This window comes from Streptococcus oralis Uo5 (assembly GCF_000253155.1).
Taxonomy (GTDB): domain Bacteria; phylum Bacillota; class Bacilli; order Lactobacillales; family Streptococcaceae; genus Streptococcus; species Streptococcus oralis_L.
The window spans coordinates 150,001-174,485 of record NC_015291.1 but is presented as its reverse complement, the minus strand read 5'-3'; the positions used below and the strand labels follow the sequence as shown (position 1 = coordinate 174,485).

General features: G+C 42.5%; 27 protein-coding genes (1 of these 27 running past the window's edge). 1 reads left to right on the top strand and 26 read right to left on the bottom strand.

The window, feature by feature from the left end; genetic code table 11:
* Positions 1-129: 129 nt before the first annotated feature.
* The 19 genes from tkt to tgt form a co-directional block, all read right to left on the bottom strand.
* On the bottom strand, positions 130-2,106 hold the full coding sequence (gene tkt / locus SOR_RS00900) for a transketolase (protein WP_000067897.1): 1,977 nt from the start codon (positions 2,104-2,106) through the stop codon (positions 130-132).
* A 117-nt stretch (positions 2,107-2,223) separates the two neighbouring features.
* Positions 2,224-2,847 carry a hypothetical protein gene (locus tag SOR_RS00895; RefSeq protein WP_000910057.1) on the bottom strand — a complete coding sequence of 208 codons (624 nt, stop codon included), beginning with the start codon at positions 2,845-2,847 and terminating at the stop codon, positions 2,224-2,226.
* A 55-nt stretch (positions 2,848-2,902) separates the two neighbouring features.
* The gene (gene jag, locus SOR_RS00890) at positions 2,903-3,889 is read right to left on the bottom strand and encodes an RNA-binding cell elongation regulator Jag/EloR (protein WP_000242584.1); all 987 of its coding nucleotides are present in this window, start codon (positions 3,887-3,889) and stop codon (positions 2,903-2,905) included.
* Positions 3,890-3,903: 14 nt separating this feature from the next.
* A complete protein-coding gene (locus tag SOR_RS00885) occupies positions 3,904-4,731 on the bottom strand; it encodes a membrane protein insertase YidC (RefSeq protein WP_332370225.1) in 828 nt (275 codons plus the stop codon).
* The gene (rnpA, locus tag SOR_RS00880) at positions 4,706-5,077 is read right to left on the bottom strand and encodes a ribonuclease P protein component (RefSeq protein ID WP_000748120.1); all 372 of its coding nucleotides are present in this window, start codon (positions 5,075-5,077) and stop codon (positions 4,706-4,708) included. Before rnpA ends, SOR_RS00885 begins: the two co-directional genes overlap by 26 nt.
* Before the next feature lie 149 nt (positions 5,078-5,226).
* Positions 5,227-6,417: an acetate kinase gene (locus tag SOR_RS00875; protein WP_000167792.1), complete on the bottom strand. Its 1,191-nt coding sequence runs from the start codon at positions 6,415-6,417 to the stop codon at positions 5,227-5,229.
* A gap of 50 nt (positions 6,418-6,467) precedes the next feature.
* Entirely contained in the window at positions 6,468-7,421 is a 954-nt protein-coding gene (locus SOR_RS00870; protein ID WP_000345112.1) for a class I SAM-dependent methyltransferase, read from the bottom strand.
* A 58-nt stretch (positions 7,422-7,479) separates the two neighbouring features.
* Complete coding sequence (locus SOR_RS00865; protein ID WP_000679766.1) at positions 7,480-8,070, bottom strand: class I SAM-dependent methyltransferase; 591 nt, start codon at positions 8,068-8,070, stop codon at positions 7,480-7,482.
* Between the two features lie 32 nt (positions 8,071-8,102).
* Complete coding sequence (gene comGG / locus SOR_RS00860; protein ID WP_000265656.1) at positions 8,103-8,516, bottom strand: competence type IV pilus minor pilin ComGG; 414 nt, start codon at positions 8,514-8,516, stop codon at positions 8,103-8,105.
* A complete protein-coding gene (gene comGF, locus SOR_RS00855; RefSeq protein ID WP_000250703.1) occupies positions 8,494-8,955 on the bottom strand; it encodes a competence type IV pilus minor pilin ComGF in 462 nt (153 codons plus the stop codon). The genes comGG and comGF overlap by 23 nt, the downstream gene beginning before the upstream one ends.
* A complete protein-coding gene (gene comGE / locus SOR_RS00850) occupies positions 8,918-9,220 on the bottom strand; it encodes a competence type IV pilus minor pilin ComGE (protein ID WP_000413375.1) in 303 nt (100 codons plus the stop codon). Before comGE ends, comGF begins: the two co-directional genes overlap by 38 nt.
* Positions 9,183-9,617 (bottom strand): competence type IV pilus minor pilin ComGD, encoded by a 435-nt coding sequence (gene comGD / locus SOR_RS00845; RefSeq protein WP_001180057.1) that lies wholly within the window; start codon positions 9,615-9,617, stop codon positions 9,183-9,185. Before comGD ends, comGE begins: the two co-directional genes overlap by 38 nt.
* On the bottom strand, positions 9,580-9,903 hold the full coding sequence (gene comGC / locus SOR_RS00840) for a competence type IV pilus major pilin ComGC (protein WP_000735753.1): 324 nt from the start codon (positions 9,901-9,903) through the stop codon (positions 9,580-9,582). The genes comGD and comGC overlap by 38 nt, the downstream gene beginning before the upstream one ends.
* 1 nt (position 9,904) lies before the next feature.
* On the bottom strand, positions 9,905-10,921 hold the full coding sequence (gene comGB, locus SOR_RS00835; protein ID WP_000355374.1) for a competence type IV pilus assembly protein ComGB: 1,017 nt from the start codon (positions 10,919-10,921) through the stop codon (positions 9,905-9,907).
* Positions 10,869-11,810, bottom strand: a complete 942-nt coding sequence (gene comGA / locus SOR_RS00830) for a competence type IV pilus ATPase ComGA (protein ID WP_000249588.1) — start codon at positions 11,808-11,810, stop codon at positions 10,869-10,871. The genes comGB and comGA overlap by 53 nt, the downstream gene beginning before the upstream one ends.
* A gap of 63 nt (positions 11,811-11,873) precedes the next feature.
* The gene (locus tag SOR_RS00825; protein WP_000286396.1) at positions 11,874-12,239 is read right to left on the bottom strand and encodes a DUF1033 family protein; all 366 of its coding nucleotides are present in this window, start codon (positions 12,237-12,239) and stop codon (positions 11,874-11,876) included.
* A gap of 152 nt (positions 12,240-12,391) precedes the next feature.
* Positions 12,392-13,543 carry an N-acetylglucosamine-6-phosphate deacetylase gene (gene nagA / locus SOR_RS00820; RefSeq protein ID WP_001134448.1) on the bottom strand — a complete coding sequence of 384 codons (1,152 nt, stop codon included), beginning with the start codon at positions 13,541-13,543 and terminating at the stop codon, positions 12,392-12,394.
* Positions 13,544-13,683: 140 nt separating this feature from the next.
* Positions 13,684-15,501, bottom strand: coding sequence for an acyltransferase family protein (locus SOR_RS00815; protein ID WP_001220900.1), 1,818 nt, complete (start codon positions 15,499-15,501; stop codon positions 13,684-13,686).
* Positions 15,502-15,634: 133 nt separating this feature from the next.
* Positions 15,635-16,777: a tRNA guanosine(34) transglycosylase Tgt gene (gene tgt, locus SOR_RS00810; protein ID WP_001285237.1), complete on the bottom strand. Its 1,143-nt coding sequence runs from the start codon at positions 16,775-16,777 to the stop codon at positions 15,635-15,637.
* Between the two features lie 116 nt (positions 16,778-16,893).
* On the opposite strand from tgt, the gene SOR_RS00805 reads away from it, so the two are divergent.
* Positions 16,894-17,751 (top strand): DUF975 family protein, encoded by an 858-nt coding sequence (locus tag SOR_RS00805; protein ID WP_000876918.1) that lies wholly within the window; start codon positions 16,894-16,896, stop codon positions 17,749-17,751.
* Between the two features lie 40 nt (positions 17,752-17,791).
* Here SOR_RS00805 and SOR_RS00800 read toward each other — a convergent pair whose 3' ends face one another.
* The 7 genes from SOR_RS00800 to SOR_RS00770 form a co-directional block, all read right to left on the bottom strand.
* A complete protein-coding gene (locus SOR_RS00800) occupies positions 17,792-18,154 on the bottom strand; it encodes a DUF1304 domain-containing protein (RefSeq protein ID WP_000021887.1) in 363 nt (120 codons plus the stop codon).
* Positions 18,155-18,164: 10 nt separating this feature from the next.
* A complete protein-coding gene (locus SOR_RS00795) occupies positions 18,165-18,590 on the bottom strand; it encodes a MarR family winged helix-turn-helix transcriptional regulator (protein WP_000225769.1) in 426 nt (141 codons plus the stop codon).
* A gap of 196 nt (positions 18,591-18,786) precedes the next feature.
* Entirely contained in the window at positions 18,787-20,001 is a 1,215-nt protein-coding gene (locus SOR_RS00790; protein WP_000745992.1) for a LysM peptidoglycan-binding domain-containing protein, read from the bottom strand.
* A 165-nt stretch (positions 20,002-20,166) separates the two neighbouring features.
* A complete protein-coding gene (locus tag SOR_RS00785; RefSeq protein WP_001169122.1) occupies positions 20,167-20,787 on the bottom strand; it encodes an HAD family hydrolase in 621 nt (206 codons plus the stop codon).
* Positions 20,788-20,790: 3 nt separating this feature from the next.
* A complete protein-coding gene (locus SOR_RS00780) occupies positions 20,791-22,071 on the bottom strand; it encodes an MATE family efflux transporter (RefSeq protein ID WP_000473981.1) in 1,281 nt (426 codons plus the stop codon).
* 60 nt (positions 22,072-22,131) lie between these two features.
* Entirely contained in the window at positions 22,132-23,616 is a 1,485-nt protein-coding gene (gene thrC, locus SOR_RS00775; RefSeq protein ID WP_000177132.1) for a threonine synthase, read from the bottom strand.
* A 75-nt stretch (positions 23,617-23,691) separates the two neighbouring features.
* Positions 23,692-24,485 carry the 3' portion of a hypothetical protein gene (locus SOR_RS00770; protein ID WP_000091652.1) on the bottom strand. It continues 484 nt past the right edge of the window, so the window shows 794 of its 1,278 coding nt (coding positions 485-1,278); its start codon lies off the right edge, out of view — the gene reads right to left on this strand; the stop codon is at positions 23,692-23,694.

The following is a 24,485-nucleotide window of genomic DNA, read 5'->3' as shown; positions in this document are numbered from 1 at the left end:
ATTTTCCATAGTATTTTCTCCTTTGTATTTTACATAGGACTACTATATCAAATTTCAGCTACTTTTACAAGGTTGTGCCTTGTTTTTATGATGATAAAAAAATCAGAGTTTTCACTCTGATTTTTGTGATTATTTCAAGTTTTGAACGACTTTGACTAGATTTTCTACCGTAAATCCATACTCTGCCAATACTTTTGGTGCTGGGGCAGATGCTCCGAAGGTATCAATACCGAGAACTGCACCATCAAGACCAACATATTTGTACCAGTTTTGAGTTGCACCCATTTCGACTGCAACACGACGGCGGACTGCATTTGGAAGAATTTCTTCCTTGTAAGCTGCATCTTGTGCGTCGAAGACATCTGTAGATGGCATGCTGACTACGCGGACTTTTGCGCCTTGGCTAGCCAATTCTTTGGCAGCTGCGACCACCAAATTCACCTCTGAACCTGTTGCAATCAAAATTGTATCAAAGTCTGCTGCATTTTCATAGACAACATAGGCACCTTTCGCAACTTTGTCAAAGTCTGTTCCTTCTTCGACAGTCAAGTTTTGACGTGTCAAGACAAGGGCAGTTGGTGTTTTTTCGCTTGTCACGGCAAGGTACCAAGCTGCTTGAGTTTCACGCGCATCTGCTGGGCGGAAAACATTGAGATTTGGCATAGCACGAAGACCTGCTAGGTGTTCAACTGGTTCGTGAGTTGGACCATCTTCACCAACCGCAATAGAGTCATGGGTGAAGACATAAGTCACAGGAAGTCCTTGTAAGGCTGACAAACGGACAGCTGCTTTCACATAGTCAGAGAAGACGAAGAAAGTACCTCCGTATACACGAAGTCCACCGTGAAGGGCCATCCCATTCAAGATCGTTCCCATTGCAAATTCACGAACACCAAACTGAATATTGCGATTCAAGCGATTAGCATCGTCTTGAAGTCCGTCCGTTTTGATATAAGTCATGTTTGAGTGAGCAAGGTCAGCTGATCCACCTAAGAAAGTTGGCAATTTAGCAGCTACAACGTTCAAAGCATCCTGGCTTGAATTACGAGTTGCTTGAGAAAATCCATTTTCTAAGGCTGGGAAGTCTGCTGGAGTAACTTTAACTGGATCACGTCCGTCGATAATAGCTTCTACTTCTGCAGCCAGTTCTGGATGAGCCTCTTTATAGTCAGCAACTAATTTAGTCCAAGCTTGATAAGCTGATGCGCCACGGTCTGCAACATTTTCTTTGAAATCAGCATAAACTTGCTCTGGAATTTCAAATGGTTCATAGTCCCAACCGAGAGCTTGGCGAGTCGCTGCAGTTTCATCTGCTCCAAGAGGAGCACCGTGTACGGCATTAGTTCCTTGTTTGTTTGGAGAGCCGTATCCAATAACAGTCTTCACTTCAATCAAAGATGGTTTGCCTGAAGCTTTAGCAGCTTCGATAGCAGCATGGATAGCTTCCAAGTCTGTTCCATCTTCAACCAAGGCTGTATACCAACCGTAGGCATTGTAACGGTCACGAACACTTTCTGTAAAGGAATCCTTTGTCTCACCATCCAAGTTGATGTCATTTGAATCATAAAGAACCACCAACTTGTCAAGTTTTTGCAAGCCTGCGTATGAAGCCGCCTCACTTGAGACACCTTCCATCAAGTCTCCGTCTCCACAGATCACATAAGTATAGTGGTCAAAGATATTGAAGCCTTCACGGTTATACTTCGCCGCAAGGAAACGTTCTGCTTGGGCAAAACCAGTGGCAGTAGAAATCCCTTGTCCTAGAGGACCGGTTGTAGCGTCAACCCCTGCAGTGTGGCCAAATTCTGGGTGACCAGGTGTTTTGGAACCCCATTGGCGGAAGCTCTTGATTTCATCCATGCTGACATCTTCAAAACCAGAAAGGTGAAGAAGGGCATAGAGAAGCATAGATCCGTGTCCTGCTGAAAGAATAAAGCGGTCGCGGTTGATCCAGTTTGGTTGGGCTGGATTGATACGAAGTTGTTTTGTAAAGAGGCTATAGGCCATTGGAGCAGCCCCCATAACCACCCCTGGGTGACCTGAGTTTGCTTTGTTGATGGCGTCAATACCTAGAAAACGAATTGCATTAACAGATAGATTTGACATAGAATTTCCTTTCTCTTTGAGGTGATTAATGAACCACACATCCTATTTTACTATTATATGAAAAAATGCATAGAATAGCAATAAAACAATTTGCGTTCATCTAACACATTTGATTTTCTATTCCCTCGTCACTTCATAGTACGGGAGCAAGCGAGTATAAGCGTCTTCTAGCTTCTCCAATATCGCTTCTACTGACTGATTTGCAATGAAGGAAATATCTGACTTGACTAATACTTTACGAACTTCCTGATTTCTCAGCTTCTCTCGTAAAGTACGACGATTTTCTTCATTAGCCTCCATCTTATGACTTTCCCCATTTGAGTAGACTAGATAATAAATTCCTTCTACCGCTGGAAGCTCTAAAACCTTGGCTTGCTTGTCTAAGGTCTGTTCGTCTTTCTTGCGCTCGATGAAACTGACTTCCAAAGAAATCCCAAAGTCAGCAGGTGTTCCATACAAACGAAGAGCCATCATAGGTTCTGTCACTTGTCCGTCTCTCTGTAGATAGACCCAGAAATGCGGTCGCAAACGCTGCGCTTGGTTCATCCACTGACTAGTCTGTTGGAGTTGCCATTCTGGATGACTTGCTTGAAAGGTTTTGGTCAGTTCTGTAAAAGACTTCCGAGCTTCTTGACCTTTTTGCCGCAAGGCCAACATCTTTTCTCTTTCATCGCCAGCTTTATCAGGATTACGGTACTGGACTCCTGCAAATGATAGGTATTCTCTAACTGCTTTCAGCATATCTGAATCTTTCCTTTCCTAGCAAAAAATCAGGATGAACCTGATTTTACTTTGCTTATTCTGCATCTACGACAACATAGCGATTTGGCTCGTCACCTTCAGAGTAACTCGTCACGCCATCCATGCGTGAAATAATGCGATGGATAATCTTGCGTTCGCTATTTGACATTGGATCCGTTTGTTGGCTACGTCCTTCTTCTAAAACGCGAGTCGCCAATTTTTGAGCGTAGGTTTGCAAGACTTCTGCACGGTGCTCAACGTAATCATTGACATTGATTGTGATGTAGAAGGTTCTTGAATAGCGGTTATAAAGATAATTTTGAGCCAATAGTTGCAAGGCTTTCAAAACTTTACCATGATAACCGATAATACGGCCTGGTTCGTTAGTGTCAATTTGAAGATTGATGGTGCGGCGATTGTAGTCACTTGAAATCGTCCCTTCAACATCCATATCATCTACAATGGTTTGAACGTAGTTAGCTACTTCAGTTGCCACTTGTTCGATGTCATAACTTGGTTCTACTTTCAAGCCTAAATCTTCCAAAGATTGGCTTGTTGCTTCCTGCGTTTCAGTTTCTTTTTCTGGAGCAGAGTCCACTTCCTCGGCAGTATCCTCTGGTTCCAAATCATTTAAAATTGAAATATGACCTGTTTCTTCCAAAATCGTGCTGGCGTGCTTTTCATTTTTCAAGATTTCAGCCTTGACCTCTTCAGAGACACCTTGACCTTCTTCTTCAATTTTCTTAATTGCTTCAACTACATGCCCCAAATCAACAGTTGCTTCACTTACTGTTTTCACGGGTTCATTTTTTTCATTAACTTCTTTTGGAACCCCTTTAATGGCCTGCTGATTGGCTTTGATCACTGTCGTTTCACTAATCGCTTCGATATCAACTTGAGCCGGCTTCTTACCAAACAAGCCTAAGAATCCTTTTTTCTCTTTCGAAACGACCTTGATGTGGGCCTTCATTCTTGGAATGTCTAATTCTTTCAACCCTTTTTGGATTGCTTCTTCAACCGTTGAACCTGTAAATAATACCATTACCAGATTCCTCCTTATTTTTTCTTTTTCTGTGCTTTTTTCAAGGCTCTTCTCTTCTTGCCTTCTAAATCTTTTTCTGCTTGCGCCACTGCTTCTCTTTCAGCAATAATCTTGAAAGGATTGTTCAAGAAATAGGTTTGCAGAACTTGGTAAGCATTGGATACAGCCCAGTACAAGGCTACACCACTTGGGGCGGAGATAGCAAAAACAAAGATCAATACAGGCATACCATACATCATCCCTGTCGTAGCTCCACTTTTTTCAGACAAAGCTTTATTCGATAACCAGCTACTCAAGAAGGTAAAGACTGCCGCCAAAATCGGAAGGACAAAACTTGTATCTACTCCTCCCAAATTAATCCATAAAAAGTGACCTGTTTTCAAAAAGTCTACTCGACTCAAGGCTTGAAAGAGCGCCAAGAGGACAGGCATTTGTATTAAAATTGGCCAGAGAGAGGATGAATGCTTAATCCCCAACTCTTTATAAACCTTGCGCATCTCCTGGTCTAGCTTGGTTCTACTTTCCATATCACGACCCGGATATTGCTCTCGCAAAGCCTTGATGCGTGGTTGAGCCTCTTGCATTTTTCTAGAGGCAACCATCTGTGTCTGAAAGACCGGCAATAAAATCGTCCGGATCAAGATTGTGAAGAGGATAATCCCCACTCCGATACTAATGTCAAAGGACAAAAAGCGGATAATTTCAGCAAAAAAATAGACGAATTTGCTCCAAAAGTCTGTCGAGTCTGCTGTTATATCGCTAGCTGCACCATTTGTTGCACAGGCTGTCATGATAACTAAGGACAAACCCAGAAAACTAGTCAACTGTAGTTTCTTTTTCACTCCCATTTCCTTCCTGGTAAATCTTTGATAACTTTAATACGTGGAGTAGGTTTTTCTCCATCTCTGCATATTCCAAGGTTTCCACCCCTTTTCGGGCAATCACAACAAAATCAACATGCTCTACTAAACTCCCTTTTACACTTTGTAGAATGTGCCGGATTCGTCTCTTGATCTGATTTCTGGTAACTGCATTCCCCAGCTTTTTGCTGACGGACAGTCCTACTCGAAAATGGTTTTGCTGGTTTTCCAATTGGTAGACAACAAATTTTCGATTGGCAAAACTTGTTCCGTCCTTGAAAATCGCCTTAAAATCTTTCTCTCTTTTTACACGAAAGCTTTTCTTCAAAACTCAACTCCATCTATTAAATTACTACTATTATACCATATTTTTTGAAAAAGCCAATAACAGCAAGGTTTTAGACATTGTCTACATAAAAAAAGCTGGAAAATCTCTTTCCCAACTTCTTTTCACAATCAAATTTTACGTGTATTTACTTATTTTTTCAAGCGCTCAACATCGCGTGCAATCACCAATTCTTCATCTGTTGGAATAACCAAGACACGGATTTTCGCTGCGTCAGTTGAGATGTCTCCCGTTACGCCAAAGACGTTCTTTTCTGGATCCACATCACAACCAAACCAAGAGATACCTGAAATGACATCCTCACGAACCAAAGCTGCATTTTCACCAATCCCTGCTGTGAAGATAATCGCATCTGCTCCATTTAGGACTGCAAGGTACTGGCCGATATGTTTTTGGATACGATCAACATACATTTCATAAGCCAAAGTCGCATCATGGTCTCCTGCTTCCATAGCAGCAATCACATCACGCATATCGCTTGACTGACCAGAAACTCCCATGAGCCCTGATTCACGATTGAGAACGCGACTAATATCTTCAGGGGTGTTAAAGTCCTCTGTATATTGCATGAGATAAGGGATGATAGCAGGGTCAATATCTCCTGTACGAGTTCCCATCATCACACCGCCAAGTGGTGTGAATCCCATAGAAGTATCTACAGACTTCCCACCCTTAACAGCTGTGATAGAAGCCCCGTTACCAATATGGCAGGTAATCAATTTCAAGTCTTCTAGAGGACGACCCAAAAGTTTCGCTGCTTCTCCTGCGACAAACTGGTGACTTGTCCCGTGGGCACCGTATTTACGAACCTTGTTTTCTGTATAGTATTTAGTTGGTAGAGGGTAGCGATAAGCCTTTTCTGGCATGGTTGTGTGGAATGAGGTATCAAATACGACAACACTGGTAATATCTGGAAGCAATTCCTTAAATGCGCGGATTCCAGCTGCGTTAGCTGGATTGTGAAGAGGAGCCAAGAGTCCCAATTCCTCAACTTTTTCTAACACATCTCCCTCAACAACTGTTGATTCCTTGAAATATTCACCACCTGCAACGACGCGGTGTCCGACACCTGTAATCTCATCGTACCCTTTGATGATGTCAAAACGAATCAAGTCATCCAATAAAATTTTAACGGCTTGTGTATGGTCTTCAATATCAAGAATTTGTTGCTCCGAACGACCGTCAAATTTTACTGTTGAAATGGAATCTTTCAATCCAATACGTTCAATCAAGCCTTTAGCCAAAACTTTTTCCTCAGGCATTTGATAAAGTTGCCATTTCAAGCTTGAGCTTCCTGCATTGATTGCAATTGTTTTTGTCATAAGATGATACCTCTTTTTAAGCGTTTTCATCTATTATAACAAAATCTCTTTTATATTTCAGTACCTTTGCTCCAATTTTGAAAATTTTCTTTAAAGGTCAACAAAACTGACGGATCTTGCAAGCTAGTAAGAGGGTAAACAAAGGGTTCCATTTCCTTGTCTCTTTTCTTCTGTAAGACAAAAATACTTTTAGCTTGGCTTGCAGTTGAGAAAATATCCTCTGGCAGAGCGATGATAGCAGCCAGACTCACTTCGTCTTTGAGCCACCCTTTTAATAAGTCACTCTGAGGACTGGTCAATAAATCACTCGGAGCTAGAAAAATAGCATAGCCATCTGACTTAAGGTACTTGAGGCCTTGTTCCATCAGCAAATGATGGGCATAGGTATGCTCTTGACTAGAAGACACTTGATAGCGCGAAGCGATGGCATCGTCTGGGTAATAGCCAACAGGCAAGTCGCTGATGACCACGTCGCTTTCTTTAAGCATTTGCGGACGAACGGCGTCTCCTTGAACAAAACCAGCTTGTAAACCAATCACATCTGACATACTGGCTGCCAAATCAATCAGCAAGTCATCCACTTCGATTCCCAAGTAATCTACTTTTTTAGCAAGAGAAGTCAAGAAAGTAGCGCCCAGAATCCCCATGCCAGAACCCATTTCGAGGATGCTAATTTCCTCTTGATTCAGCAACTCTTCCACAATAAGTACCAAGAGGAGGGCAATGGCATCCGGCGTAAACTGGTGATTAGCCTGTAAAGGCTCCGTTTGCCCTGCCTTCATCAAGAGAAACTGGTAGGTTTTGAGCCACTCTTCCTTGCGAAGGGCTAAGCGCTTAAGGGCTTGATTGTTCTCCTTGACCTGCTCCAACTCGGTCTCGCCATCTAGGTAGATACTATTTTGCTCTACCAAGGCATCATAAAAGTTGGTCGCTAAATCACTTTGGATGACTTGGACATTCTCTAGTAAATACGTATAAGCTTGTTCTATTTTTTCAAAATCCATATTCCTATCTTATCAAAATTCCCCTATTTTTTCCATCTGAAGAGAAAAAATCACTGCTTTAGTGAGCGAGTGATTTTTGGGCTACAGTTAAAAAGAGCTCTGCGTAATTTCCTAGGAAAAGACCTTCAGCACTATAGAGAATCTGACTGTCAATGCTCGAAAAACCAAACTGGTCGAGTTTGGTTTCCAGTTCAGGCAATTCAAAGCCATGATGGTTGGTATCTGTCTTGACAAAATCGGCAATGAGGACCTGTCCATTCTCCCTAAGATGATAGTGAAACATGGCAAGAGTCGCATCTAGATTAGGCATATGATGAAGAACCCGACTAACAACAATCAGGTCAAATTGTTGCTCCAAAGGATTCACCAGTAAATCCTGTTCCAAAAACTGGATATTCTTGATGTCTTGTTGCTCTGCTTTCAAACGGGCTTGCTCCAGCATTTTCTCCGAGATGTCCACAAGGGTAACAGACTTGGCCTGCTGAGCCAGGGGCAAGGCTAACAGACCCGTCCCACCACCAAAGTCCAGTATTTTCTTGTCTGATAGAAGATCAATCTGTGCTTCAACTGCCTGACAAACCAAGTTTGCAAGAAAGATATTTTTGGGCGAATCAAAGGTTTCTGCTTTGTGATTAAAATCGTGTTTCATGCTTTTAGTGTAACACAAAGAAGTTGAATTGCCTAGGAATTGGCTTTCTTTTCAGGCTTTTCTTCTGATTTTTTCTTCCCTGCTTGATTGCTTGAATCAGTCGCTACCTCTTCCTTTTTAGCTATTTTCTTTTCTTGGATTTTCATCGGAGGAAAGAGAAATTCATAGTTGCCCTTATTCATACGAACACTTGTTGCAAAACCTGTTTTCGTATTTTGATACCTGACTTTTCCTAAGTTGAAGACTCGTTCCCCACTTTCTTGTTCAACCTTATCTTTACTTCGCTTGGCCATGGCAAAAGCTGCCAACTTTTCTTTGTTCAAGGCGTAGTCTTGATAATGGGCAACTTGCCGGTTCAGATAAAACTGCAACAAAAGGCTAAAAATGGCTGCCATGGTGACTGCATATAAAAGAACGCCTGCCTTAACTTTTTGTTTTTTCCACACGATAGATGAACTCCCTTTCTAAGCCCTTTTGAAATTGGAAACGAAAGCGAACCAATTGATTTTCCTCTGTAATTTGAGCTGATTTGAGTCCATAAACCATCGGCTGATAGCCTCGTCCGCTGGTATCCGTTTTTCGAAAATCATCCGATTTAGACTTCCCTATAGAGATATCCTTACCATCCTGTTTCATGTAGAGGCGATTGCCTTCCACCTTTTCAAACTGCGAACGTTCTAACTCTGCCTCCAGTTGATCCACAAACAAGAGCCACTCCTTTTGCTCGCTTTGCTGCTGGTAACGAACTTCTGAAATGAGGAGCTGACTCATAGCTTGAAAAAGGAGCAAACCTCCGCTAATGACGATAAGGGCAAGCAGAGATTCTAAAAGAGTAAAAGCTCTTACCTTACTGCTCTTTAAGATCGAGCAATTTCTCTGAACCATGGTAGACCTCCAATCCTTTTTCACTTGCAAATACCTGAATCTCAACTCCATTTATGTTTACCTGATTTTGCCCTGTTTGCAGAGCCATCTTCGCCACACGCAAGACTTCTTCCTTTTGCAAGATTTCTGCCTCTTCTTGTCTATTTTTCTGAATTTGCCCCAAAAGGAGGGTCGCAATGCTGGCAAACACAGCCAAAGCTACTACTGCTTCTAGTAAGATTACTGCCTTAATTTTTTGTTTCCTTAGTGCGTTTAATTTTTCCATTTCCTAGATATAATTGATAGCGAATCGCTCCTTTGCTGGTCTGAAATTCAACCTTAGCCAGGGACGAATTGCCCCCAGCTCGGTCAAATATAATGCTTTGTCCTGATGGTGCCTGAATTCCTTTAGGAACTGTCAACTTTTGACTGCCATTGCTAATCGTCTGTCCATCTAAATTCAAGCTGGTTTTTTGCTGACTGGCTAGACTGCGTTTTTGCGTTTCCCGATAGAGTTCTTCAAACTCCATAAAGAAAATCTGCTCCTCCACCGCTGCAAAACTGGACTGAACAGAACCGGACAAGCCCAAGGCAAGGATACTCACAAGTCCCAAAACAAGGAGACTTTCCAGCATAGTAAAGGCCTTAATCTGCAACAGTTTGACTTGTTTTTTGTTTTGCATGGTAGTCTTTATAAGCTTTGGCTTGCTCAGCTGTGATACGACCGTCCGCTTGTAATTTGCTGAGGCTGGCGTCATCATTTTTATCTAAACGATAGAGTTCTGCCTGGCTTTCCACGACCTTGACAACAGCAGCTTTTCCTTTATCATCTACGGCATCCTTTTGCTTGGTCAAATTGGGCACAAAGAGCAAGAGAAGAACACTGATGATGAGCAAGACGACTAACATTTCTACCAGAGTGAAAGCTTTAAGCTGGGCTTTTTTTAGTTTTATCATGAGTTTTTTCATTTTAAAAATTTACCTCCATATTTTGATACATGGGCATAAGCATTGCCGCATAAAGTAAAACGATAATCAGAGCCACAAAGATAAAAACCAGTGGCTGTACTAAGTTCATGGTGCGGTTGACTCGGGTAAAAAAGGCTTCCCAAGTCTTTTCCGCGTAGATTTCCAACTCACTCCCCAGCTTGGACTTGACTTCCCCATACTCGATGATGAGACTCAACTCCTTTTTAAAGAAAGGATAGGTTCCTATAGTTTGAGAAAATTCGCAGCCATTTTGCAGGGCTTGAGCCAAATCTTGACCGATTTCTTTAAAGAGCTGGGAGCCTTGTTCCTGCATGATTTGAAAAATCTGCGTCAGCTCCATCCCCTGTGAAATCATATTGCCCCATTCACGCGCGTAATAAGCCGTCAGATAAGTCTGGACAAAGATTCCTAGAAAGGGAATCCGTGCTAACATCGAGAAGACCCGCATCTTGGAACTTCTTTTGTAGAAAGTGAGAGCTAAAAGTAAAGATAGAGAGCAAACCAACACTAGTCCCAAAAAAATTTGTGGCAGATTGCCGATGATTTGAGTGGCGATATTGCTACTGTCCAGTTGAGGCAGCAAATAATTCCTCAACCCCAGCATGATTAGCAGGAGAAATCCCAGCAAAATCAGGGGATAGGTCGCCACTTCGATTAATTTTTTCTTGACCTTGGCCAGATTGTCCAGATATTCTTCTATCTTTCCCAAACTCAGGTGAAGATTTCCATGTACTTCAGCTAGAGATAATTGGGTCACAATAGCACTTGAAAACCCCAAGCTGTCCATCATCTCTGAAAAGGATTTCCCCTGAGACAAGCCTTGGTGCATCCGGGCCACATAGTCCTTTTCCAGCAGGGCACTTCTGCCCAAAAAAGAAATAATTTCCACCAAATGAAAGCCACTGGAAAAGAGGTTGTTAAACAGGGTGATGATTTTCTTCTGCTTAGCTGTAGCTAATTTTTTCCGTTTCAGCCTGAAGACTTGTGATATGTCCATCTTTAAGAAGCTGGTCAATCTGCGCATTCCAGCTAGTTGGCTGGTGTTCTTGAAAGTCTTTGTTTGCAAAGTCAACGATTCCTCCTCCCCCGATTAATCTCTGGTAGCAGACTCCTTGCAGAACAACTGCTAATTCTTCCTCCGTCACACCTAACTCCAGAAGGCGTTCATAAACACCTCGGATACTCTTGGCATGAATGGTTGAAAAGACTGTCGCCCCTGTCAAACTGGCTCTGACCACCGCACGCGCCGTCTCGCTATCCCGAATTTCACCGATAATCAAGAGGTCAGGACGATGCCGGAGAGACAGTTTGATGAGATTTTCATAGGTCAAACCAATCGCTTCATTCAACTGCAACTGGAGCATGTCTTCCTGCTTGATCTCGACAGGATCTTCAATGGACATGACCTGTTGCCCCATAAACAGAGACTTGGCTAATTCGTGCATCAGAGTCGTCTTGCCACTTCCGACTGGACCTGCAAAGAGATAGAGTCCCCGTTGCCTGTACTGCTCACCCAGTTCGTTCATATCCTGAAACCAGAAATGCAGGTCCTGCTCCTCATCGTGCAACAAACGAATGACCAAACTCTCATGCCCCCGATAATCTCCCACGGTAGACAAACGCAGAGAAGACACCTTCTCCCCATGCTGATAGTCGCAAGAGCCCAGCTGACTACGTCTCTTCTCTCCTACGTTCATACCCGCCACAAACTTAAAATGACTAATCACAGCAGCTAAAACATCAAACTCATAGGAGTCAACGAGACACCGCTCGTCTCCAACCCGCATGTGAAGCTCGTAGGACTTTTCCTTGGGGATAAAATAGATATCCTGGGCCTTCTTTTCTTTCGCAGTAGCAATAATTTTCTGTGCAATTTCTTGTACCATACCACCCTCCTTATCTAACTATTCGCAAAAAAATAAAAAAAGCAACTTAAAAAGTTACTTTTTTTATCTCCATTTCATACGGCAAGAACGGTGTTTTTCTTGACCTGTTTGTTTTTCATAGCCTGGACGTAGCTTTTCATCGGGGATGACTTGCTCATCCTGTAAAAGTGCCAAAGAATGGTACTGCTGCAAATACTCATCACACTCATCACACCAGCGTTTATCAGCAGGATCCCAAAAGATAGTCATCAAATCACTCCGACTCTTATAAAGAGGATTCTTCTTTTCCAGCTCAAACCAGCATGATTTATAATATTTTAGAGCATCATAATACTTGTCAAAAGATTGACTCATGATGACATCTTCTTCCCAACCTTCTATGAACCACCACGGTTCAAAATCCCCATACATTTCTATAACACGATACATTCTTACTACTTCCTTTGTATCGTATATTATATCTAATTTTTTATTACAAGAAAAGGATTTTGCTTGCCTTTCCCTTTAGGAAGACTTCTTTAAATACCTTTTCAGCCTATCATAAAAATAGGAGTCCTTTATTGACCCCTATTTTTATCTTCTTAGGCTTGATAACGTTTCACACCATCTAGGTAGGTTGCTACCAATTCCAAATCTTTATCTAGTACGATAAAGTCAGCGTCGTAGCCTTCACGGATTTGGCCACAGACATCATCGATGTGAACAGATTTTGCTGGGTTGAGACTGGCCATCATGACTGCTTCATGTGGATTCGCAATGCCCCATTCGACCACATTCTTCAAACCGTCCTTGAGTTTGAGGATAGAACCTGCCAAATTGCCTGTAGATTTGAGGCGTGCAGTTCCATTGGCAACAACTACTGGGAATTCTCCCAACATGTAGTCACCTTCTTCCAAGCCACCAGCTGTCATACAGTCTGTGATAAGGGCGATATTTTCAGTTCCTTTTTGCTTAAGCAAAATGTCACAGGCCTTTGGATCTACGTGGTGACCATCACAAATCAATTCTGCGTAAGTATGTGGCAATTCATACATGGCTCCCACCATACCGAGCTCACGGTGAGTCAACCCACGCATCCCATTGTAGGCATGTACCCAAACACTCGCTCCAGCATCGACTGCTTTTTTAGCTTCATCAAAAGTCGCATTTGAATGTCCAAGAGCAACCGTTACGCCTTCGCCCGTAACTGTACGAACAAAGTCTTCTACACCTTCACGTTCTGGCGCAAGGGCAATTTTATTGAGCAAGCCATTGGCTGCTTTTTGCCAAGCACGAAACTCATCCATACGAGGGTCTTTCATATAGGCAGGGTTTTGAGCCCCCTTGTATTTCTCTGTGAAATATGGGCCTTCAAAATAGATTCCACGAATCTTGGCTCCACTTGCTTCCTGGTAACGAGCACCGATATTTTCAGTTACCGCAAGCAACTGCTCGTAAGAGGAAGTCAACGTCGTTGGCAAGAAGCTGGTAACACCTGTGCTAAGTAGTCCTTCACTCATGGTATGAAGGGTTCCTTCAATGTTATTATCCATGACATCGACACCACCAAATCCATGAATGTGGGTATCCACAAGTCCTGGGGCAATGCTATAACCTGTATAGTCAATCACCTCAGCTCCTTCAGGAATCTGTTCTACATGCTTACCAAACTTGCCATCCACAAGTTCCAAGTAACCGCCACGACGAACTCCGTGTGGGTAGAAAAACTGATCCGCTTTAATATAATTAGGCATAATGATAACCTCCTTGATAGATTGATTCTAGAATTTATTATGTCAATTACATTATAAACCTTTCTTTTTCATTTGTAAATGGTATAGACCTATTTTCTAGAGATATTTTAAAAGAGCTGGATATCTCCAACTCTTTGATCTTATTTTGATTTCACAGGTAGCTCTTGAGCAGCCTTGACAGCAGCTGCAATCGTTTCTGCGTAAAGTTTAGCACCTTCTTCAATCATGTTGCTATCATTTCCAAAGTGGACTTGGTCGGTTCCAGCCCAAATTTCAGGGTGTTCCTTAGCAACCTTATTCCAGTCAGCGATGCTCACGTAAGGATTCTTTTCAGCCAATTCCCGTGCATAAGCCGCATACTGCTCCACTGATGTGTAAGTGTCCTTGCTCTTATCTCCCTCATAAGGTGTCACCAGTATCAGATGGTGTCCTTTCGGTAGATTGTTCACGATGCTGTCCAAATCATTCTTGTAGCCTTCAGGATTGTTGACCCCTGTTGCAATGACGACTGTTTTTAGCAGCGCCTTGTTCTGACTGTTATTGAGCATAATGTCATTGGCTTGCTTGGTCGTTCGACTAACCTGGGCATTGATATTTGCTTCAGGAAGTGCCTCTTGTAAGGCCGTATTGGCACGCAAGGCTACCGAATCTCCTATTAGGCTTGTTCCCTCAGAAATTCCTAGGCGACTCAGTTCAGCTTGTTCAGCAAGAGTCTTTGTTTGTCCTATATTGGTCTGGGCTTGTTTGAAACCATTGACCATCAAGTCTGTCTCAAAAGCTCCAACTTGAGGAGCCACAGCTATGATAATCAAGGTAAGCAAGGTAAGAATGCCAGCAGCACCAGCACTAATTGGTTTAATATGAGGCAATCGACTAATCTTCCGTATTAAAGGATTGGATTTACCAGCAATCAACGGCTCAATAATATAGAAGGATAGGATAGCAAAGAAATAAGAAAAGATGATTGTCAGAATAACAGCAGGCAGATTACTCATCAACTGAGAAAAGATAATATAAAAAGGCCAGTGGAAGAGATAAACCGCATAACTGGTATCCGCTAAAAATGTAATGATCCGAGGTTCTTGTATCTCAGGCGTTTTCTCATGCAAGACACGCGCAGCAAAAATCATAGTCACTGCCGCTAAACTTGCTAGCAAGAAGCCAAATAAGTACGCAAACAGGTAGGTGAACTTGACAAAGAAAGTCAAGAGCACTAACACCAAAAGCCCAGCAGCAAATACCAGTAGATTCTGACGAAGATCCCACATCCGGTCAAACTGCTTGACTAAATCGCTCGTCTGACGAACCCCCACAACTGTCGCCAAAATGCTTCCTAAAAAGAAGGGATAGACATGGGTTAAACTTGAAAAGTAGACAGATGAATAGGAACTCGCCATTAGACTACCAATAAACATGGAGAAAAAGCTAATGATAAAAGCTCCCGCAGAAAGGAGAAAGACTATCCCTCTCAATTGACTACTAGATTTTGAACGTTTCGATAAGAACCAAACCGCTAAGCCCCAAAGGATATAGTAGTGAACCTCAACAGCTAGACTCCAGTTGTGAACAAAGAGATGCGGAATGAACTGGGATTCATAACTTCCCCCTGTTAACATTTCGTAGAAGTTGGTCATAAAACCGAGAACTCCAGCAATCTGGCCACCAATTCCAGCAACATAGTCTTGACGAACCAAGAAAGTAAAAGGCATGGTCACCAAAACCATCAGCACCACAGGTGGTACGATACGATAAAACCGTCTCTTAAAAAATCCAAGTAAATCAATCTGGCGTGCCTTCCAAAATTCCTCTAAAAGGAGGGAGGTGATCAAAAATCCTGAAAAAGTGAAAAAGACATCTACCCCAAAGAATCCTCCAGGAAAGATCGTTTGAAAGAAGTGGTACAAAAGCACCAAAAGTAAACCTGTAATCCTAATTAAGGAAAACCATTTAATACGCATACGAGTCTATTCTCCATTAAATTAGGAAGCAAAACACCACCTAATTTCCATTCCATTATACTCCCTATTCTATCAAAAAAATAGGAAAAATCCTAAGAGAAAACTTAGGATTTTGGCATTCTATTTTTACACTTTAAAAATTGCGTCCTGACTTGTTGTAGCCATATTTTTCTACAAAATACTCACGAAATTCCAAGAGATTATCATCCATGATGGCTTGACGCACTTGCTTCATCAGATTGAGTAAGAAGTAGAGATTGTGGTAGCTAGTCAAGCGGATACCAAAGGTTTCGTCAGCCTTGAGCAGGTGGCGAAGATAAGCGCGTGTATAGTTCTTACATGTGTAGCAATCACACTCAGGATCCAGTGGCGTAAAGTCTTCAGCGAATTGGGCATTCTTGACAACCAAACGACCTTGGCTGGTCATACAAGTTCCGTTACGAGCGATACGAGTCGGCAAGACACAGTCAAACATATCCACACCACGAATAACCCCATCAATCAAGCTGTCTGGCGCTCCGACACCCATCAAATAGCGAGGTTTGTTTTCAGGAAGAAGTTGGGTTGTAAAGTCCAAGACGGCATTCATTTCTTCGTGCGTTTCTCCCACTGCCAAACCACCGATAGAGTAGCCAGGGAAGTCCATGCTGACAAGGTCATGAGCTGACTGACGGCGAAGATCTTCAAAGCCTGCTCCCTGTACAATTCCAAACAAACCTTGGTCATGCGGACGACGATGAGCCTTCAAACCACGCTCAGCCCAACGGCTAGTACGCTCGATGGATTTCTTAACGTAGTCGTAAGGTTGGTAAAACTGAGGACATTCGTCAAAGGACATCATGATGTCTGAGCCTAGATTGTTCTGAATAGAGATGGCTTTCTCTGGTGATAGGAACATCTTGGAGCCATTGAGATGGTTTTTAAAGGTTACTCCTTCTTCGGTGATATTACGGCTATCTGCTAGGGAATAAACCTGGAAACCACCACTATCCGTCAAGATTGGTTGGTCCCAGTTCATAAATTTGTGGAGACCACCTGCGCGTGCGATGAGTTCATCTCCAGGACGAAGCCACAGATGATAGGTATTAGAGAGGATAATCCCTGATCCCATCTCCTTCAACTCCTCTGGTGACTGGGTCTTGACAGTAGCTTGGGTCCCAACTGGCATAAACATAGGCGTTGGAAAGGTACCGTGCGGGGTGATAATTTCTCCCAGACGAGCTCCCGTGTGTTTTTCTTTCTTAATCAAACGGTATTTGATTGGTGAATCTGACATTTTTTACCTCCGAAGCTGGGAAAAACAGTCCCAGTTCATACTTTGTGCCCAAAGGCATACTGTATGATTTTATCAAAAAAACTAGGAACTGTCACGAACTATGGTATAATGAGAGAATGAAATACCCAAAAATTGATTTAAAAACCATTCGTCTGCAGACGAGGCAATTTCAGGCTGAAAATCCCCGCCTCTTTCTCGTCTATCTCTTACCTAGCATGCTGGTCATCTTATCAGGTTTTCTCAACCCCTTGGCTCGTCTCCAAGAAAGTGTTTTAGAGCAATCCTTTTTCAGCATGTTGGCACAAGTACTCCAAGCCTATCTCTTCCCGTTAGTAGTTTCTTTTGTGAGCACGATTTTCCTAGCAGGTGCTGCCTTTGCGACACTCCGACTCCTCAAGGATCCTGATACGGACCTCTCAGTAAAATCAAGTCTAGCCCTCTTTGCTGAAGAGCGCTTCTCGCAAACCTTCCTAACTCTGCTGCTCAAACGTTTCTACCTCTTTTTATGGAGCATTCCAAACTTAGTAGGCGTTTATTTTCTCTTTTATAGCAATCTCTTGGCTCGGAGATTTGTCGCCCTACATCCTGAATTTCCAAAATTAGACCTCTCATCCCTTGAAACGGAGCAGTTCCTTATGACCTTTGGCCTCTACTTTTTCGCGAGTCTCATCTTGATGATTGTAGGGAACATCCTCTATGTTCCGCAACATTATGCCTACTCGCAGGTAGAATTCCTCCTCTGCGACACTCTGGATTTAGGGCAGGCTAAACCCAGTCAAATTCTGAAAACCAGTCGCTTTTTGATGAAAGGTTACAAATTTCAACGCTTTGTCCTCGACCTACAACTACTCCCTTGGTACTTCCTCAACTGGATCACCTTTGGAATTGCTAGTTTTTCAATCCTTCCCTATATCCAGAACAATTACATCTTCTTTTACAGAGCCCTACTAGCTCGTAAACGTCGAAATGGATAAGAGCATACAAAAACCAGCGTCCTGAAAGACGCTGGTTTTCTTATTTCAAAAGTAACATACTCAGCAGAGTCAAAATAGCAGGCCCACCTTGCTTCAGAATAATCTTCTTGTCTACTGTCAGAGAACCGTAGGTCGCTACACCAAGCACAAATAAAACAAAGATGGTCACAATTTCCAAGCTTTGCGAAAAATAAATTCCGTACAAAAGAAAGGCCCCTATCAAAGCATTATAAATTCCTTGATTTTTAAATAATGAACTCACTGAAGAACGAGCCAGTTCTTCCTGATCTACATTAAACACGCGACTAGTAGTATCTGATTGCGTAGCCACACTTTCCAGATAAAAAATGTAAAAATGCTCCAAAGCAACGATAGTTGCTAAAATAATTGTAAAAATAGACATATTCTTCTCCTTAAATTTCTATCTCTTCTAAGCCAGATATCAACTTTTCTAACAAGCGACTGAACTCTTCTCGCTCTCCTTTTGTAAGTACACTCTCCATCTGACTCTTTACCTTTATATGGCGTTGGGGAGAGTCGGTTATTAGTTGTTCTCTCGCAAAGTCTGTGACTTCCACCAAAACTTCCCTCTGGTTTTGAGGATTCCGACGTCGCTTAACCAAACCTTTCTTTTCCAGAATCTTAAAGTGCCGTGTCAAGGCAGCCTGATCAATCTTCAGACGCTCCTGAACCGCTATTTGATTACACGGAGACTGATCGATTAAGAAATATAAGATTTGATAACGAGTGAGACTAATTCCTAATTGGCGTTCGAATAATTGTGTCATAGACTGATCTGCCAACCGTAGTTGATACAGTAAATCTTGTATTGCTACCATAAATCTTTCTCCTTTAAAATTGATTTGTCAATGATTGACTTATCAAATATAGTATAAGGCAAAAGATAAATCAAGTAATCTGTTTACATTCTCTTGAAACATTACTCACTTCCTCATATTTATCCCTTTTATCCTGAAGGAATGACACAAAAAAAGAAGCGGGAACTCAATCAGTTCCCAACTTCCATTTTAATGATTAGTTCATTGATACGTGAACGTGGTCATAGTGGTTTTCGGTCACACTACCACGATCCGGCATTGGATTCCACGTATAGGCTGGTCCATATTTGCTATCGTATGGAGCGTAGAAACGTTGTTTCCAAATGATATAGTTGATACCACGACTAGCCATATTTTTGACTGCATATTCTGCAACTTGATCCCCGAGTGCTGAACTCACTGGAACCATGAAGTCGATGGCCAAACCTTTACCATGGTCCCCACTGTCACCAGGACGGTAGCCACTAAAGGATGTGATGCCAAACAAGTTGGCTACTTCTTCTTTAAAGGCTGCCGTTTGCGGTTGAAGACCAGCATTCTCAGACTTAGCTACAGCAAGTCCTGCATAATCAGGAGCTGCTGGAGCCGAATAAGTTCTTGAAGGAGTTTGGCTTTGCTCTGCTTGATAAGTCGAAGTTGCAGTGTCAGAAGTTGCTGTTGATGTTGCTGTTTCTTCTGTTGCACTTGTTCCTCTTGTATCAGCAGGCGTTTCAGTTGCTGGAGCAGCTGCTACTGGGGCTTCTGCTGGAGTTGTTGCTGCCGTTTCTTCGGTAGCTGGAGTCGCTGCTTGAGGAGCTTCTTCTTCAACTGGGCGAGTTGTTTCTGCTACTGGTGCTTCCGTTGGAGTCGTATCAGCTGTTTCTTCTACTACAGGTGTTTCTGTAGATGGTATCTCTTCAGCAACTGTCGCTGTATCAGAAACTTCTGAACTTGGCGCTACTTCTGCTGGTTTTTCCGTCTCTGTTGCAGTTGGAGTATCCTCAATTGGTTGAGAAAGGTCTTCTACTTGAACTGTTTGTTCATCAACTGTCACTTGGTTGGTCGTCAAATCAGCGGTCGCAGTCGTCACTTCTTCACTAGCATCTGTTTGAGGAGTTTGGATTTCAACTTCCGTTACTTCTTCTTCCTCATTGACAGTTGTAGTGAGGACAGTATCTGGGAAAATCAAGTCCATATTAGTGATTTTGTTCAAATTGGCAAGAACCGTCACATCTACTCCCAAAGCTTCTGCAATCGTGCTCAGGGTATCACCATACTGAACTGTATAGCTGTTTTTGTTCTCGTTTTTCGTCACGTCATTTTGGATTTGCTCAACAGTACGTGCTGTCCAAGAGATTTCTTCCGCTTGAGTTGCCAATGCTGGCGCAAAAGACAAGGCTACTGTTGAGGCTAAAATAATTCTTTTCTTCATTCGTTCATATTCCTTTCAAATGAGTACCTGTCTATCATAACACAAAAAAAGCAGAAAAAAAGCCCTCTCGGGCCTATTTAACAGAACTGTCTATTCCTTGTAACAAACTCGATTACTTGAAATAGTTTGTTAGGTTTCTGTCACAAAATTGACACAATCTTCTCGTTACTTACTCTCAAAAATATGAGGAATATCTGCTAACTCTTGAATCATGTGATTGCCTTCAAAAGAAGATTCTAAAAAGTTGATGCTTTGAATACCGCTATTCTGGGCAAATTCCGCATCCAAAGTCCGGTCCCCTATATAGTAGGTGTTATCAGGATCCAACTGATACTTGTCTAGCAGATAGTTAGCCGCTTCTGGATTAGGCTTGCGCGCAAAGCCACTCTGACTGGTTAAAATTTCTGTGAAATAGCATTCCAACCCCAAGTCTCTTAAAATGGTAAGAGCATTGTCCCCCTTATGAGTATAGACAAACTGCTGAATCCCTGCTTGGTCTGCCCAAGCTAGCACTTCACGTGCACCTGGCATCAAAACTACCTGGGCATTTTTCTCAGACAAGCTCTGGGCACGTACCTGATTGAGCACTTTCGCATCCAGGTTTCTCTCTTCTGCCACCTGCTCCAGCAAATCCTGTACAGAGTACCTGAGGATAAACTCTCTCACTTTCTCCTTATCATAAGGAACAGAAAACTGAGCAAATGTTTCCTCAATCCCTGATAAAATCGCTTCGTAAGAGTCCAATAAAGTCCCGTCTAGATCCCAAATAAAGGCTATTTTTTGCATCTCCTATCCTTTCAACATCATATAACGTTGGTAACGGTAACGTAGAAATAACCAGCGAAAACCATTATCCAAAAGGGTTCCAGCCCAAATACCAGGCAAGCCCCAACCAAGAACAATCCCCATCAGATATCCTGTTCCAATGCGGATACACCACATTCCTATGCTTGTTGCATAAAAGGGAAGGCGAGCATTCCCCAAACCCTGCCAAACTGCAGTATAGATGACTGTTCCTATCGTCATAGGAGTACCTAGTAGAGAGAACAGTGCCACCAAAACACTCGCCTCGACTGCTATAGGGTCCGTCGTATAGAGATGAGTCAGTGGTGTCCCTAAGGCATAGATACTGAAAGTTAAGGGCAACATGAGAATCAGAGAAAGCCAAAAGGTTTGTTTGCTCAACCTAGCGACTCTTTCCCAATTATTCTCTCCAACTGCTCGAGCCACCTGCATGACCGTCGCCGTAGCGACGCCAAAGGCAGGCATATAGTTAAACTGGGTCAAGACTTCTCCGACAGCATTCCCCGCTACTGCCTCCGTCCCAAAAGAAACAACCAAGGCAATAATCACTACATCTCCAGCCCGCATCATGAGACGTTCTCCTGCTGCTGGCAATGCCAAGGTCAGTAAGTCTTTATCGAGTCCAAAAGTCGGTTTCTCAAAAGGCAGCTTTAATTGCGACCACAAAATCACAAGACCAACTAAGCGAGACAAGATAGTCCCCCAAGCAACACCCGCTATGCCCATATCAAGGACAAAAATAGCTAGACTTGAAAAAAGAATATTCAAGGCATTGGATAAAAGACTAACATAGAGAGGCAGACGTGGATTATGCGTTGCACGAATTAAGGCACCTAGACTCGTCATCAAGCCCAAGAGAACAATCGATCCACCCACCAAAGATAGGTAAAGTCCACCACTCTCAGCCACCTCCTGCTCAGTTCCCAAAAGTCCTATCATCTCTTGCCCAGCAAAGATGGATAAAGCGCCTAAAAGTGCACTCAGCAATAGGGTTATCTTGAGAGCCTCTGTCACGTGATAAGCCAACTTGGACTGATCTTTCTGCCCCAAACTTTTTGAAATAACGCTGGAAATAGCAGCTCCCAGAGCGATAAAAATCGCCTGGTAAATCGTGATAATATTGCCAGCCACTGAAACACCTGAAATGGCGATTAAGCCCAAGTGAGCGACCAAGTAACTGTCCACCATTCCCATGAGCATCTGCAAAAAGTTTTCACCCATAGCTGGCAATGCAATATTAAGAATGTCTTTATTTTTCTTAAACAATCTCTCCTCCTGATGAAAAGAAACTCAGTTGGTTTCCCAACCGAGTTTACTCCCTCTGTCTTAAAGTCCTAGATAAGCCTCAACCGCTGCTTGCATGTCAGCAGCTGCCACTGTTGTTTTATGACGAACTGGAGCTGTTTCAAGGCCATCAACCGCTGGTGGCACTGCCACTCCTGAAATGTCATGTAATTGAGCCAAGGCTTCAAAGTCAGTCAAGCCTGCTTTTCCTGTTACCGCTTCTACGGCAACCACTGGGAACTTGTAAGGACTAGCTGTTGAAGCAATCACTGTCTTAGTCGCATCGCCAGTAGCCACTTGGTATTTTCTATAAACAGCTGAGGCAACCGCCGTATGTGGATCCTCGATATAGGCATCTGTATCATAAACACGTTTAATTTCTGCCGCAGTTTCTTCCTCAGTCGCATATTCAGCTGCAAAGAGTTCCAGAATCGCTGTATCAAAGTCTGTCAATTCATATTGTCCTTGTGTACTCAAGGCATTCATGAGTTCAGCTGTCTTAACCGCATCATTCCCCAAAAGATGGAAAATCAAACGCTCCAAGTTTGAAGATACCAAGATATCCATAGATGGACTAGTCGTTACCTTGAACTCACGTTTCTTGTCGTAAACACGTGTTTTAAAGAAGTCAGTTAAAACATTATTGTCATTTGAAGCACAGATTAATTTGCCAACTGGCAGACCGATTTGTTTAGCATAAAAGGCAGCCAAGATATTTCCAAAGTTTCCTGTTGGTACTGTAAAATTGACCTTTTCACCAGCCACAATCTCACCAGTCTTAATCAACTGAGCGTAGGCATAGACATAATAAACAATCTGTGGTACCAAACGACCAATATTCATAGAGTTAGCTGATGAAAATTGAAGTTTATTGGCAGCCAACTTTTCACGAAGAGCTACATCGTTAAACATATGTTTGACGTTGGTTTGCGCATCATCAAAGTTTCCATCAATAGCGATAACATGAGTATTGTCGCCAGTCTGAGTAGTCATTTGCAACTCTTGTACCTTGCTGACACCGTCTTTTGGATAAAAGACGATGATCTCAGTCCCAGGCACATTCGCAAACCCTGCCATAGCCGCTTTCCCAGTATCACCAGATGTCGCTGTCAAAATGACGATTTTGTTCTCCAAACCATGCTTTTTAGCAGCAGTCGTCATAAGGTAAGGCAAGATAGACAAGGCCATATCTTTAAAGGCAATCGTTGAACCATGGAACAATTCCAAATTATATTGCCCATCCAGTTTCACCAATGGCGCAATCGCTGGAGTATCAAACTTGCTATCGTAGGCATTGTTGATACAGTAATCCAACTCCTCAGCTGTAAAGTCATCTAAAAATGCTGACAAAACTAATTTAGCCACTTCTTGGTAAGAAGCATCTTTTAATGTGTCAAAGTCCAAATCCACCTTTGGATAAGTAAGAGGTGTAAACAGACCACCATCCGTCGCCAAACCTTGCAAAATAGCTTGGCTGGCCGTTACTGTATTGTTCGCATCGCGCGTTGATTGATAAACTAATGTCATGAATCTCTATCCTTTATCTATAGTCTCTTCCATTATATCATGATTTTTCAGAAAATTCTCCCTTTATAAGAGAAATTATAGTCCCAATTCTTTCTTCAAAGGCTCTAAATAAATCATTTCTTGCTTATCCCTTTTCTCCAGTCCTTCCTCAGCTAGGATGAGTAAGTCTTTAGAAAATTCTCGAATCGCAGCTTCTTCCTCACCTGTGAGTTGTTTTTTAGAAAAATGTCGTCTTAAAAACTTATAATCACGACCAGCTATGGTAAAAAATGGAGCAGTTCGCAAGTAAGCTTCAAGCTTGTCTATATTAACCAACAATCCCAAGTGAAAGGCAGCAGAAGTAAAAGTTCTATCTAGAGGTTGCGTACAAACACTACGAAACTCAACTGTTCCTCGAGTCGTTAAGTCTTGGTACTGGTAACTACGATGGGTTTCAAAATCCTTCTCCTGAGGGTAAATCAGACCCTCATCCCCATTAAGGGTAAATGCCTGGATTTCAGGTGTAGTCAAATAATCTCTAGCCTGAATCGGATAAAAATAATAGGTCTGCCCATCACGCTCCGCAGTAAAAATCGCAGAATGATTTAGATAGCCAAAAAAATCATCCTCGTCTTTAAAGAGTCTAGCATTGACACCTACATTCTCTGGATAGATACCATGCATGGATTCTTCCCAAAAAATATCCCTGGAAATCTTGGTATCCCAATCTGCCCCTGAAAACTCAGAGTTTGCAAACAAATAAGCTTTTGCAGCTTCAATTTGAGTAAAAGTGTTGATAACACGCAGAAAGTTAGACTTTGAGACGTCTAGTTGAACCTGACTTCCACAGATAAAGGCACCATACTCAGGAAAATGATGTAAATCTGATT